General features: G+C 71.4%; 10 protein-coding genes and 1 pseudogene. 8 read left to right on the top strand and 3 right to left on the bottom strand.

Annotation, left to right across the window (positions count from 1 at the left end):
• Together B9S58_RS03085 and B9S58_RS03080 are read right to left on the bottom strand one after the other, a co-directional pair.
• Positions 1–351 (bottom strand): annotated as a pseudogene (locus B9S58_RS03085) (4-alpha-glucanotransferase); the annotation flags it as partial.
• Positions 352–663 (bottom strand): hypothetical protein, encoded by a 312-nt coding sequence (locus tag B9S58_RS03080; protein ID WP_103530603.1) that lies wholly within the window; start codon positions 661–663, stop codon positions 352–354.
• Between the two features lie 355 nt (positions 664–1,018).
• Here B9S58_RS03080 and B9S58_RS03075 point away from each other — a divergent pair, with 355 nt between their 5' ends.
• Positions 1,019–4,009, top strand: coding sequence for a beta-N-acetylglucosaminidase domain-containing protein (locus B9S58_RS03075; RefSeq protein WP_103530606.1), 2,991 nt, complete (start codon positions 1,019–1,021; stop codon positions 4,007–4,009).
• A 39-nt stretch (positions 4,010–4,048) separates the two neighbouring features.
• On the opposite strand, the gene B9S58_RS03070 is transcribed toward B9S58_RS03075, so the two are convergent.
• A complete protein-coding gene (locus tag B9S58_RS03070; RefSeq protein WP_006124472.1) occupies positions 4,049–4,585 on the bottom strand; it encodes an HNH endonuclease in 537 nt (178 codons plus the stop codon).
• A 337-nt stretch (positions 4,586–4,922) separates the two neighbouring features.
• Between B9S58_RS03070 and B9S58_RS03065 the strand changes: the two genes are divergently transcribed.
• From B9S58_RS03065 to B9S58_RS03035, 7 genes are all read left to right on the top strand, one after another.
• A complete protein-coding gene (locus B9S58_RS03065; RefSeq protein ID WP_103530602.1) occupies positions 4,923–5,987 on the top strand; it encodes a mechanosensitive ion channel family protein in 1,065 nt (354 codons plus the stop codon).
• A 207-nt stretch (positions 5,988–6,194) separates the two neighbouring features.
• Positions 6,195–7,427, top strand: coding sequence for an ROK family transcriptional regulator (locus B9S58_RS03060; protein WP_103530601.1), 1,233 nt, complete (start codon positions 6,195–6,197; stop codon positions 7,425–7,427).
• Between the two features lie 68 nt (positions 7,428–7,495).
• Entirely contained in the window at positions 7,496–8,827 is a 1,332-nt protein-coding gene (locus B9S58_RS03055) for an ABC transporter substrate-binding protein (protein WP_103530600.1), read from the top strand.
• 6 nt (positions 8,828–8,833) lie between these two features.
• The gene (locus B9S58_RS03050) at positions 8,834–9,775 is read left to right on the top strand and encodes a carbohydrate ABC transporter permease (protein ID WP_103530599.1); all 942 of its coding nucleotides are present in this window, start codon (positions 8,834–8,836) and stop codon (positions 9,773–9,775) included.
• A gap of 3 nt (positions 9,776–9,778) precedes the next feature.
• A complete protein-coding gene (locus B9S58_RS03045; RefSeq protein ID WP_103530598.1) occupies positions 9,779–10,690 on the top strand; it encodes a carbohydrate ABC transporter permease in 912 nt (303 codons plus the stop codon).
• A 1-nt stretch (position 10,691) separates the two neighbouring features.
• A complete protein-coding gene (locus B9S58_RS03040) occupies positions 10,692–11,957 on the top strand; it encodes a 6-phospho-beta-glucosidase (protein WP_103530597.1) in 1,266 nt (421 codons plus the stop codon).
• Positions 11,948–12,940: an N-acetylglucosamine kinase gene (locus B9S58_RS03035; protein WP_103530596.1), complete on the top strand. Its 993-nt coding sequence runs from the start codon at positions 11,948–11,950 to the stop codon at positions 12,938–12,940. Before B9S58_RS03040 ends, B9S58_RS03035 begins: the two co-directional genes overlap by 10 nt.
• The last annotated feature ends 188 nt before the right edge of the window (positions 12,941–13,128 follow it).

The following is a 13,128-nucleotide window of genomic DNA, read 5'->3' as shown; positions in this document are numbered from 1 at the left end:
GGCCGCCGCCGCCCGGGTCCGCATGCTCAGCGGCGCGGGCGGGCGGTCCGAGGGGTGTCCCTGGGCCTCGGGCGGCTCCGGCTCGACCGTGACGGTCGAGCCGGGGGGCAGTCCGGCCAGGGCGGGCGGCAGGGGCTCGCCGGCCCACACCACCACGGTCGGCGGCAGCAGGCGCGAGCGGGACTCCGCGGCGGCGAGGCACTTCCGTACGTCCGCAGGAGTGCCGGCGTCGACGCCCAGCGCGGCGAGCACGGCGATGACCGTGTCGTCGGGGACGGACACCGTGACATCCGGCGACGGGGAGTAGGAGGTGGCGACACCGTGCAGTGCGGCGAGCCGGGACAAGCCCATTCAGACTCCTGGGAACTCCATGCCCCCTGCGGTGCCGGGTGCGGTCGGCTCGCTGGTCAGAGGGGCGACGGCGGCGAGCGGAGGCTCGCTCGTGAGAGGGGTGGCATCGGCGAGCGGAGGCTCGCTGGTCAGCGGCCCGGAATCGGCGAACGAGGATTCACCGAGCAGGAGGGAGACATCGGCGAGTGGCGGCCCGCTGATCAGGTGGGCGACTTCGGCAAGGGGAAGTCCGCTGGTCAGCGGCCCGGAATCGGACTGGGCGGGTACCTGTTTGGAGAGGGCGGAGAGCAGAAGCTGCGCGGCAGCGGGCATGGTGGCCTCCTGGCCATGGAGAACAGGACACAGCAGACCTACCCAGACCTCGCCAGGGCAGACGTGGACGTGATGCAGGCGTTATGACAACGAGCCCAACGTGCTCTGGGTCACATTCTGTTCCCCCGGGTGCCGAGTATGGGTCACTTTCAGTCACTTCCGGCCGCCACACCAGCCCCATAGGGCCCGAAGGTGCCACTATTCCCGGCAAGTGAGGCAGAACGGCCGAGCGCATTGACACCCTCGCGCCCGGGTGGTGGGCTCGGACCCCGCCGGGTTCCACCGTCTGCGGGCCGAGGCGGTCGACACGGCGGTCCATTCGCTGGCAGCGGGTACGTACGAAGGGAAGCGCGACGTGCGGATCGGGCGCAGAAGGCAGGCGGCGGCCGTGGCCGCCGCTGTGATCGGCGGACTCATCGGGTCCGTCTCCGTCGCTCCGGCCGCGACGGCCGCACCTTCCGATCCCGGCAGGCCCGTCGCCGGCACCGCCGACCGCGCCGACAGCGCGCGGACGCCGTCCGTGTGGCCCCGCCCGCAGAGCATGAAGTCCACCGGGCCCGCCGTGCCCCTGGGCTCCGAGGCCACGCTCGTCGCCGCACCGGAGGCCGATCCGTACGCCGTCGAGCAGGCGCGCTCGCTGCTGCGCGGAGCGGGCGTCCGGACCCTGCACGAGAGCCTGCCGGGCGGCGGGCCCGTGGTCCGCGTCGGCGGCACGGGAGCCGGCGAGGCACTGCGGGCGCTGCGCGCTCCCGACCGGGCCGATCTGCCGTCGGGTGGCTACCGGATCGCGGTCGGCCGGGTCGCCGGACGCGCCACCGTCGCCCTGGACGGTCTCGGCGGGGACGGCCTCTTCCACGCCGTCCAGACCCTGCGTCAACTGGTCGCCGACGGCTCGGTGGCCGGCGTGACGGTCCGGGACTGGCCGGGAACCGCCGTACGCGGCATGGCCGAAGGGTTCTACGGACAGCCGTGGACCCGCGAGGAGCGGCTCGCCCAGATCTCCTTCATGGGCCGCACCAAGCAGAACCGCTATCTCTACGCGGCGGGCGACGACCCCTACCGGCTGGCACGCTGGCGCGAGCCGTACCCGGCCGACAAGCGGGCCGACTTCCGGGCGCTGGCCGAGCGGGCGCGCACCGAGCACGTCACGCTCGGCTGGGCCCTCTCCCCCGGTCAGGCGATGTGCATGGCGTCCGACCAGGACGTCAAGGCGCTGACGAAGAAGATCGACGCCATGTGGGCGCTGGGCATCCGCGTCTTCCAGCTCCAGTTCCAGGACGTCAGCTACAGCGAGTGGCACTGCGACCTGGACGCGGAGACCTTCGGCAGCGGCCCGAAGGCGGCGGCCCGCGCCCAGGCCCGGGTCGCGGGCGCCCTCGCCCGGCATCTGGAGGAACGGCACCCGGACGCGGCCCCGCTGTCCGTGCTGCCGACGGAGTTCTACCAGGACGGGGCCACCGACTACCGCACCGCGCTGGCGGCCGAGCTGGACGACCGGGTGCAGGTGGCCTGGACCGGCGTCGGTGTGGTGCCGAAGAAGATCACCGGGGGCGAACTGGCCGGGGCCCGCGCCGCGTTCCGCCACCCGCTGGTGACGATGGACAACTACCCGGTCAACGACTACGCCCAGGACCGCATCTTCCTCGGCCCGTACACCGGCCGGGACCCGGCGGTGGCAAGCGGTTCGGCGGCGCTGCTGGCCAATGCGATGGAGCAGCCGTCCGCCTCGCGGATCCCGCTGTTCACCGCCGCCGACTTCGCCTGGAACCCGAAGGGCTACCGCCCGGACGAGTCGTGGCGGGCGGCCGTCGAGGATCTGGCGGGCGGGGACACGAGCGCCCGGGACGCGCTGCTGGCGCTGGCCGGGAACAGCGCGGGATCGGTGCTCGGCGCGGAGGAGTCCGCCTACCTCCAGCCCCTGTTCGACGCCTTCTGGAACTCCCGCGCGGACGCCTCCCGCCGCGACCGGGCGGCGAGCGAACTGCGCGCGGCGTTCTCCGTGATGCGCGAGGCCCCCGAGCGGCTGAAGACCCCCGCCGAGGGGCGGCTGACCGACGAGGTGCGCCCCTGGACCGAGCAGTTGGCCCGCTACGGCCGGGCCGGTGAGCTCGCGGTGGACCTGCTCCAGGCCCAGGCCGCCGGGGACGGCGCCACCGCCTGGCGCACCCAGCTGGCCCTGGAGCCGCTGCGCAAGGAGATCGAAGCGAGCCGGGCCACGGTCGGCAAGGGCGTGCTGGACCCGTTCCTGGACAAGGCGGCGAAGGTGTCCGCCGGATGGAACGGCACCGACCGTGCCTCGGGTCGGGTCACGAAGGACGCCCGCAGCCATACGGTCCGGCTGGACGGACCCCGCCCGGTGGAGGCCGTCACGGCGCTCGCCGAGCCCGGAGCCGCCCTCGCAGACGCGGTCGTGGAGGCCCACGTGCCCGGTGAGGGGTGGCGGGCCCTGGGACGGCTCTCGCCGAGCGGCTTCACCCAGACCGCCGCGAAGGGGCTGCGCGCGGACGCCGTACGGGTCACCGTGCCGGAGGCCGCCCGGGCCGCCCCGCCCTCGTACCTGAGCCCCGCCCTGCCCCCCGCCCCCGCCGTCCTGGCGGTGTCCCCGCAGGTGCGCGCCCTGGTGCCGTGGTTCGGCGACGAACCCGCCGCCACGCTCGACCTGACGCACGGCGAGACGGACGCGGAGATCGGCGGAGAGCCCCAGCGGGTCGCGGCGCGGCTGGCCGGGCGGCGACCGGCCGAGGTGAAGGGCAAGCTCACCGCGAAGGCCCCCGAGGGCATCGAGGTGCGGGTCCCGAAGCAGACGACCGTGCCGCGCGGCTCCCGTACGGAGGTGCCCGTGGACATCACCGTCCCGGCGGACACCCCGGCGGGCGAGTACGAGGTTCCGCTGGCCTTCGGCGGCCAGGAGTCCACGCTGACCGTGCGGGCCTTCCCGCGTACGGGCGGCCCGGATCTGGCGCGTACGGCGAAGGCCTCGTCGTCCGGCGACGAGACCCCGGACTTCCCCGCGTCGGCGGCCTCCGACGGCGACCCGGAGACCCGCTGGTCCTCGCCGGTGGAGGACGGGGCCTGGTGGCAGACCGAGCTGCCGAAGCCGGTGCGCCTGGGCCAGGTGGTGCTGAGCTGGCAGGACGCGTACGCCTCCCGCTACCGCGTACAGGTCTCCGCCGACGGCCGCGTCTGGCGCACCACCGCGACCGTGGCGGAGGGCCGGGGCGGGCGCGAGTCGGTCCGGATGGACGCGAAGGACACCCGGTTCATCCGGGTGCAGGGCGACGGCCGGGCGACGGAGTACGGCTACTCCCTCTGGTCGGTGGAGGCGTACGCGGTCGCGGACGACTGACCGCGTACGTACAGGGGGAGGACGGCGAAAGCCCGAATCTCAGGCGGAAACGCCGTCGATCCGGGCCATCACGTCGTCCGCGCCGAACGGTTGCAAATACGGCAGCCAGCGCGGGTCGCGGTGCCCGGTCCCGATGATCCGCCAGGCCAGGCCGGTCGGCGGGGCGGGCTGATGGCGCAGCCGCCAGCCCAGCTCGGGCAGATGGCGGTCGGCCTTGACGTGGTTGCAGCGGCGGCAGGCCGCCACCACGTTGTCCCAGGCGTGCTGCCCGCCGCGGCTGCGCGGGATGACGTGGTCGACGCTGGTCGCGGCGGCCCCGCAGTACATGCAGCGCCCGCCGTCCCGGGCGAACAGGGCCCGCCGTGTCAGGGGGACGGGGCCCCGGTAGGGGACCCGGACGAAGCGCTTGAGCCGGACCACACTGGGTGCGGGCACAGCACGGGTGGCACTGTGCAGGAAGGCGCCGGACTCCTCAAGGCAGATGGCCTTGTTCTCCAGGACGAGGACGAGCGCGCGGCGGAGCGGTACGACGCCGAGCGGCTCGTACGACGCGTTGAGAACCAGGACGTGCGGCACGGTGGATGCCTCCTTGTACGCCGGCGGCGCGTGGCTCGCGCCGGGACGATCCGATCTCAGTCTCTCCTCATGCCTGGTCAAAGCGCCACCACGTACGGGTAACGGGCCGGGAGGATTTTTCTCACTCCGGGATCCGCGCGCCGTTCGGCGGTACCGAACGGGTGTTTCACCTGGGCGGCCGTCCGCGCTGTGCGATCGGCCACAGCGAGGTGTTCCCGGTGAGACCCGTCCCTCCTCCCCCGACGGCAACGATCCACTCTCCCGGCTTCGTTACTGTTGTCGACCTACCGTCGTCAGTGGTATTCGGCGAACCGTCGTCCTCCTGGAGGTCCCTGTCGTGTCCCTGTCCGCGCTGCTGGCAGCAGCCCCGTCTCCCGAGCCGGGCGGCTCGCTGGGCGACGCCGCCGAACAGGCCGGAAACGCCGCGGGCTGGGTCGAGGAGAACTGGTCCACCTGGCTGAGCACCGGGCTGCGGATCCTGCTGATCGTGGCGGTCGCGATCACGCTCCGCTATCTGATCCGGCGCACCCTGACCAATCTGATCGAACGGATGAACCGCAGCGCCCAGGCAGTGCAGGGCACCGCGCTGGGCGGCCTGCTGGTCAACGCCGAGCGCAGACGTCAGCGCTCGGAGGCGATCGGCTCGGTACTGCGCTCGGTGGCCTCGTTCATGATCATGGGAACGGCGGCCCTGATGGTCCTGGGCGCCTTCAAGATCAACCTGGCGCCACTTCTCGCCTCCGCCGGTGTCGCGGGTGTGGCACTCGGCTTCGGCGCCCGCAACCTGGTCACGGACTTCCTCTCCGGCGTCTTCATGATTCTTGAGGACCAGTACGGGGTCGGGGACAGCATCGACGCGGGGGTGGCCTCCGGGGAGGTCATCGAGGTGGGGCTGCGCGTCACCAAGCTGCGCGGCGAGAACGGCGCGATCTGGTACCTCCGCAACGGCGAGGTGAAGCGGATAGGCAACCTCAGCCAGGGCTGGTCCACCGCCGGGGTCGACGTCACGGTGCGCCCGGCGGAGAACCTGGAGCACGTCCGCGAGGCGATCGGCACCGCCGCCGCCACGATGACGAAGGAAGAGCCCTGGTCGGAGCGGCTCTGGGGTCCGGTCGAGGTACTCGGCCTGGACGCGGTCCTGCTGGACTCGATGACGGTCCGGGTCACCGCGAAGACGATGCCGGGCAAGGCGATCGGTGTGGAGCGCGAGCTGCGCTGGCGCATCAAGCAGGCGCTGGACGACGCGGGCATCCGCATGGTCGGCACGCTGCCGCTCCAGGCGGACGGCGGGGGCCCGGACCCGACGGCCGGGATGGCCGCTCCTTCCGCCTACGCCTCGGCGATCTCCCCGCAGACGATGGCGGCGACGCCGATACCGCCGGCGGCGAACCTGAACAAGTAGGCCCTCACCTTCCTCAGCGCCCCCGGCCGCCCCCTGGACCCCAGGACGGCGGCCGGGGGCGTCGCCGTGTCAGGTAACGCTTTGATTGCCGGACGGGGGGCACCCATTGACGGCCCGGTGATCTGCGTCCTACGGTCCTCACCAAACAGGAAACTTTCCTAACAGAGTCACGGACGTGAGTTCCTGACAGAGGGCGGTGCATCCACGATGGCGGGAACCACTCCGGGCTCACCCGGCTCACCCGGCACCCCGGGCACCCCGCGGGTGCTGCGGGCCATGAACGACCGCGCCGCCCTCGATCTGCTGCTGGAGCACGGGCCGCTCTCCCGGACCCGGATCGGGAAGCTGACCGGCCTCTCCAAGCCCACCGCGTCCCAGCTCCTGGCCCGGCTGGAGGCGGCCGGCCTGGTCGTCGCCACCGGGACCAGCGAGGGGCGTCCGGGGCCCAACGCGCAGCTCTACACGGTGAACGCGCGGGCCGCCCATGTGGCCGGGCTCGACGTGAACGGGCGGCGCATCGTCGCCGCCGTCGCGGACGTGACCGGGCAGACCGTCGGGGAGTTCGAGCTGGCGACCCCGGGCCGGCGCGCCGACAGCGTGGTGCGCCAGGTCGCCGACGCGCTGGACGGGGCGGTGAAGGACGCCGGGCTCACCCGCGCCGACGTCCACCGGATCGTCATCGGCACCCCGGGCGCCTTCGACCCGGGCACCGGGCGGCTGCGGTACGCCTCGCACCTGCCCGGCTGGCACTCCCCCACCCTGCTGGACGAGCTGGCCGCGTTCCTGCCGGTGCCGGTGGAGTACGAGAACGACGTCAACCTGGTCGCCGTCGCCGAGCAGCGCCTGGGCGCGGCCCGCGGCCACGAGGACTTCGTGCTGCTGTGGAACGAGGAGGGCATCGGCGCCGCCCTCGTCATCAACGGCCGGCTGCACCGCGGCTTCACCGGCGGCGCGGGCGAGGTCGGCTTCCTGCCGGTGCCCGGCACCCCGCTCGTGCGCCAGGTCGTCGAAGCCAACAGCGGCGGCTTCCAGGAGCTGGCGGGCGCCCAGGCGGTGCCCCGGCTCGCGAAGGCGCTGGGCGTCGACACCCCGCAGCAGCCGTACGCGAAGGTCGCCGCCGAGCTGCTGGCGCGGGCGGCCGCCGCGTACGAGACGGACGAGGCCCTCACCGAGCTGCTGCGCCAGTACGCCCAGCGGCTCGCCACCGGGCTCGCCTCCGTCACCGCCGTCCTGGACCCCGGGCTGATCGTGCTCTCCGGCGGAGCGGTCGCGGCCGGCGGCGAGATCCTGCGCTCCCTGATCCAGTCCGAGCTGGCCGAGCTCGCCGCCTCCCGGCCGCGGCTGGTGGTCGGCGAGATCGACCGTACCCCCGTCCTGCGCGGCGCCCTGGAGAGGGCGCTCGCCGACACCCGCGACGAAGTGTTCGACACCTCGCGCTGAACCCGCGCCGAACCACGCCCTTCCCCGTCCCTGCCGTCTGCCGCTTCCCCGTCCCTGGGAGTTCTGTCATGCGCACAAGCCGTCTCACCACCACCGCTGTCGCCGTCGCCGCGATATCGGTGCTCGCCACCGCGTGTACCGGCCAGTCCGAGGCGGGCGCCTCCGACGACCCGCAGGCGAAGACCACGATCAACTTCTGGCACGGCTGGAGCTCGCCCGCCGAGGTGAAGGCGGTCCAGGACAACGTCGACCGGTTCGAGAAGGCCCACCCGAACATCACGGTGAAGGTCTCCGGCAACATCAACGACGACAAGCTCAACCAGGCGCTGCGTGCGGGCGGTTCGAACGGGCCCGACGTGGTCTCGTCCTTCACCACCGCCAACGTCGGCAAGTTCTGCTCGTCCGGCGCGTTCGCCGACCTGAAGCCGTTCATCGAGAAGTCGAAGCTCGACCTGGAGAAGACGTTCCCGAAGGTCCTCCTCGACTACACCCAGTTCGAGGGCAAGCGCTGCGCCCTGCCGCTGCTCACGGACGCCTACGGCCTCTACTACAACAAGGACGCCTTCGAGGAGGCCGGGATCACCGCGCCGCCGAAGACCATGTCCGAGCTGGCGAGCGTCGCCAAGGAGCTGACGGTGGAGAAGGGCGACAGCTACGAGCAGCTCGGTTTCATGCCGACCTTCCACGGTTACGAGACCGTCGCCGACCACTACCTGTCCTCGTGGGAGCACACGTACTTCGACGAGAACGGCAAGTCCAACATCGCCAAGGACCCGGCGTTCGCGGAGATGTTCACGTACCAGAAGAAGCTCGTGGAGGACCTCGGCGGCTACGACAAGCTGGAGAAGTACCGCGGCACGTTCGGTGACGAGTGGGGCTCCAAGCACCCGTTCCACACCGGTCAGGTCGCCATGCAGCTGGACGGCGAGTGGCGGCTCGGGATGGCCGAGGACACCGAGCCCGGCTTCGAGATCGGCGTCGCGCCGATGCCCGTCGCCGACGACGAGGCCGACAGCTACGGCAAGGGCTTCCTCTCCGGCACCATCGTGGGCATCGCCCCGGCCAGCAAGAAGCAGAACGCGGCGTGGGAGCTGGTGAAGTACATGACCAGCGACACCGAGGCGGTCGTCGAGTTCGCCAACGGCATCCGCAATGTGCCCTCCACCTTCGAGGCGCTGAAGTCCCCCGACCTGAAGTTCGACCCGCGTTTCCAGACCTTCCTGGACATCGCCCAGCACCCGGAGTCCAGCACCCCCGACGGGGCCGTCAACGGTTCGACGTACCAGCAGACGATCCAGGACTTCGGATACCAGTACGAGAAGGGCGCGGTGAAGGACCTGAAGGCCGGTCTGGAGAAGACTGCGAAGCAGATCGACACCGACATCGCCAAGGCCAAGTAGCCCCCGATGACGACGCACACACTCCGCTCCAAGCGCCGCAGGTCGGCGCTGCGCACGGCGGCCTTCATGTCGCCGTGGCTGATCGGGTTCTCGGTCTTCTTCGTCTACCCGATGGTCTCGACCGTCTACTTCTCCTTCACCCAGTACGACGGTTTCGGGGCGCCGGTCTTCAACGGGCTGGCCAACTGGACGTACGTCTTCAGCGACTACCCGATGTTCTGGCCGTCTCTGCGCAACACCCTGTGGCTGGTGCTCGTCATGGTCGGCTGCCGGGTCGTCTTCGGCCTCGGCATCGGGATGCTGATCACGAAGATCAAGACGGGGACCGGGGTCTTCCGGACGCTGTTCTACCTGCCCTACCTGGCCCCGCCGGTCGCCGCGACGCTCGCTTTCGTCTTCCTGCTCAACCCGGGCACCGGGCCCGTCAACGCGATCCTCGGGGACCTGGGGCTGCCGACGCCGGGCTGGTTCAACGACGCCTCCTGGTCCAAGCCGGCGCTCACCATGCTCGCGGTCTGGGGCATCGGGGACCTGATGGTGATCTTCATGGCCTCGCTGCTGGACGTGCCGACCGAGCAGTACGAGGCGGCCGAGCTGGACGGCGCGTCCGCCTGGCAGAAGTTCCGCTTCGTGACCCTGCCGAACATCTCGCCGATCGTGCTGTTCGCCGTGGTGACGGGCGTCATCCAGGCGATGCAGTACTACACGCAGCCACTCGTCGCCGGAAAGGTCGCCTCCGGGGTCATCGGCGGCTCCGGCCAGTCCTTCGAACCCGGCTATCCCGACAAGTCGACACTGACGCTCCCACAGCTCGTCTACAACCTGGGCTTCCAGCGCTTCGACTACGGCGCCGCCTGTGTCGTCGCCCTCGTCCTGTTCGCCCTGGCCATGGCCTTCACCGCGCTGCTGATGCGGGGCCGCAACAACCTGATCCAGGCCGGTGACTGAGCCATGACCCGACTCCTCGACACCGTCGACAAGACCACCACCGCGTCCCCGGAGAACTCCTCGCGGACGCCCGCCGAACGCACCGCCCGCCGCAAGGCACTGCTGCACTGGATCGCCGTGCACTCGCTCGGCATCGCCGCCGCGCTCTTCTTCGTGCTGCCGTTCGTCTTCGTGGTGCTGACCTCACTGATGAACGACCAGCAGGCGCTGACCCGCGACCTCACCCCGAACTCCTGGGAGTGGGGCAACTACGAGCGGGTCTTCAACACCCCGGGCTTTCTGACCTGGTGGCGCAACACCCTGCTGTACGCGGGCGTCGGCACCGTCCTCACCGTGGTGTCGTCCGTCCCGGTGGCGTACGCGCTGGCGAAGTTCCGCTTCCGGGGCCGCAGGCTGTCGCTGATGCTCGTCATCTCGATGATGATGCTGCCGCCGCAGGTCGTCATCATCCCGATGTACCTGTTCTGGGCGAAGCAGATGGACCTGTCGGGCACCCTGTGGCCGCTGATCATCCCGATGGCCTTCGGTGACGCCTTCTCCATCTTCCTGCTGCGGCAGTTCCTGCTGACCATCCCGAACGAGTACCTGGACGCCGCGAAGGTCGACGGCTGCGGCGAGTTCCGCACGCTGATGAAGGTCGTCCTGCCGATGGCCAGGCCCGGCATCGCGGCCATCGCCCTCTTCCAGTTCTTCTACGCCTGGAACGACTACTTCGGACCACAGATCTACGCCTCCGAGAACCCGGCCGCCTGGACGCTCAGTTACGGCCTCGAATCCTTCAAGGGCGCACACCACACCGACTGGAACCTGACCATGGCCGCGACCGTACTGGTCATGGCCCCTGTGATCGCCGTCTTCTTCTTTGCCCAGAAGGCATTCGTCGAGGGCGTCACACTGACCGGAGTAAAGGGCTGACATGAAGCTCGCAGTAGTGGGTGGCGGGTCCACCTACACCCCTGAACTGATCGACGGATTCGCCCGGCTGCGGGACACGCTGCCGATCGAGGAGCTGGTGCTCGTCGATCCGGCGGCCGACCGCCTGGACCTGGTGGGAGGTCTCGCCCGGCGGATCTTCGCCAAACAGGACCACGCCGGGAGGATCACGACCACCACCGACCTCGACGCGGGCGTCGCCGACGCCGACGCGGTCCTCCTCCAGCTGCGCGTCGGCGGACAGGCCGCGCGCAACCAGGACGAGACCTGGCCGCTGGAGTGCGGCTGCGTCGGCCAGGAGACCACCGGCGCCGGCGGCCTCGCCAAGGCACTGCGCACCGTGCCGGTCGTCCTGGACATCGCCGAGCGGGTCCGCCGCGCCAACTCGGACGCCTGGATCATCGACTTCACCAACCCGGTCGGCATCGTCACCCGCGCCCTGCTCCAGGCCGGGCACAAGGCCGTCGGCCTGTGCAACGTGGCGATCGGCTTCCAGCGGAAGTTCGCCCGGCTGCTGGACGTGAACCCCTCCGAGGTCCACCTCGACCACGTCGGGCTCAACCACCTGACCTGGGAGCTGGGCGTGCGCCTGGGCGGCCCGGACGGCGAGAACGTCCTGCCGAAGCTGCTCGCGGAGCACGGCGACACCATCGCCGACGACCTCCACATGGACCGTCGACTCGTCGACCGGCTCGGTGTCGTCCCCTCCTACTACCTGCGCTACTTCTACGCCCACGACGAGGTGGTCAGGGAGCTCGGCACCAAGCCGTCCCGGGCCGCCGAGGTCGCGGCGATGGAGAAGGAACTGCTCGCGATGTACGGCGACCCGACGCTGGACGAGAAGCCCGGGCTGCTCGCCAAGCGCGGCGGCGCGTTCTACTCCGAGGCGGCTGTGGACCTGGCGGCGTCCCTGCTGGGCAACGGTGGTTCCCCGGTCCAGGTGGTCAACACGTACAACAACGGGACCCTGCCGTTCCTCCCGGACGGCGCGGTGATCGAGGTCCAGGCCCGGGTCGGGCACGACGGCGCGACGCCGCTGGCCGTCCCGGCGCTGGACCCGCTGTACGCCGGTCTGATCGCCAACGTGACGGCGTACGAGGACCTCGCCCTGGAAGCCGCGCTGCGCGGCGGCCGGGACCGGGTCTTCAAGGCGCTGCTCGCCCACCCGCTGATCGGCCAGTACGCATACGCCGAGGGCCTCACCGACCGGCTGATCGCGCACAACCGGGAGCACCTGACGTGGGCGTGAACGTGTCGGTCGTCGCCATCGACGCGGGCAACAGCAAGACCGACGTGGCGCTGATCGGCGTGGACGGCACGGTGCTGTCCACGGCGCGCGGCGGCGGCTTCCAGCCGCCCGTGGTCGGGATGGAGGCCGCGATCGACGTACTGGCCGCCGTGCTGGAGCGGGCAGTGGCGCAGCTGCCGGACGCCGGGGGCCCGCTCGGCTTCTCCGGCTCTCCCGTCCATGTCTCCGCGTGTCTGGCCAACGCCGATCTGCCGGTCGAGGAGGCCGAGTTGGCCGGCGCCCTGGAGGCTCGTGGGTGGGGCTCCTCGGTGGAGGTGCGCAACGACACCTTCGCGATCCTGCGCGCCGGGGTGGACGAGCCGCGGGGTGTCGCGGTGGTGTGCGGGGCCGGGATCAACTGCGTGGGCATGACCCCGGACGGGCGGACCGCCCGCTTCCCCGCGATCGGGCGGATATCCGGTGACTGGGGCGGCGGTTCGGGACTCGCGGAGGAGGCGCTGTGGTTCGCCGCGCGCGCCGAGGACGGGCGCGGGGAGCCGTCCGAGCTGGCCCGTGCGCTGCCGGGCCACTTCGGGCTCGACACGATGTACGCGCTCATCGAGGCGCTGCACCGGGGCGGGATCCCGTTGGCACGGCGGCACGAGCTGACGCCGGTGCTGTTCGCCACGGCCGCCGGCGGGGACCCGGTGGCCCTCGCACTGGTGGAACGGCTGGCCGAGGAGGTGGTGGCGATGGCCTCGGTCGCGCTGAACAGGCTCGGCCTGCTGGAGGAGGAGGCTCCGGTGCTGCTGGGCGGCAGTGTGCTGGCCGCGCGCCACCCGCAGCTGGACAACCGGATCGCCGAACTCCTCGCGGCACGCGCCCCGAAGGCGGAGGTGCGCGTCGTGTCCGAGCCGCCGGTGCTGGGCGCGGCGCTGCTGGGCCTGGACCGTACGGGCGCGGGGCCGGAGGTCCACCGGAGGCTGCGCGCGCAGTACACCTGAGGGCCTCCGCGGTACGCGGTACGTCAGGGAGCGTCCCCTCGCGCGATTCGCGTGGGGGGACGCTCCTCGTACGGGTGAACGCCTGGCGTGCGAGGGGTGCGAGGGAACCAATCGGGCTCCTGGAACGTGTACCTGATGGGAAGTCCGTTCGCCGGAGTTCGATCGCTTATGGGGATGTATCCGGGCAC

Origin of the sequence: Streptomyces sp. SM11, assembly GCF_002910905.1 — a bacterium.
Taxonomy (GTDB): Bacteria; Actinomycetota; Actinomycetes; order Streptomycetales; family Streptomycetaceae; genus Streptomyces.
This window is presented reverse-complemented; position numbering and strand designations above follow the sequence as displayed.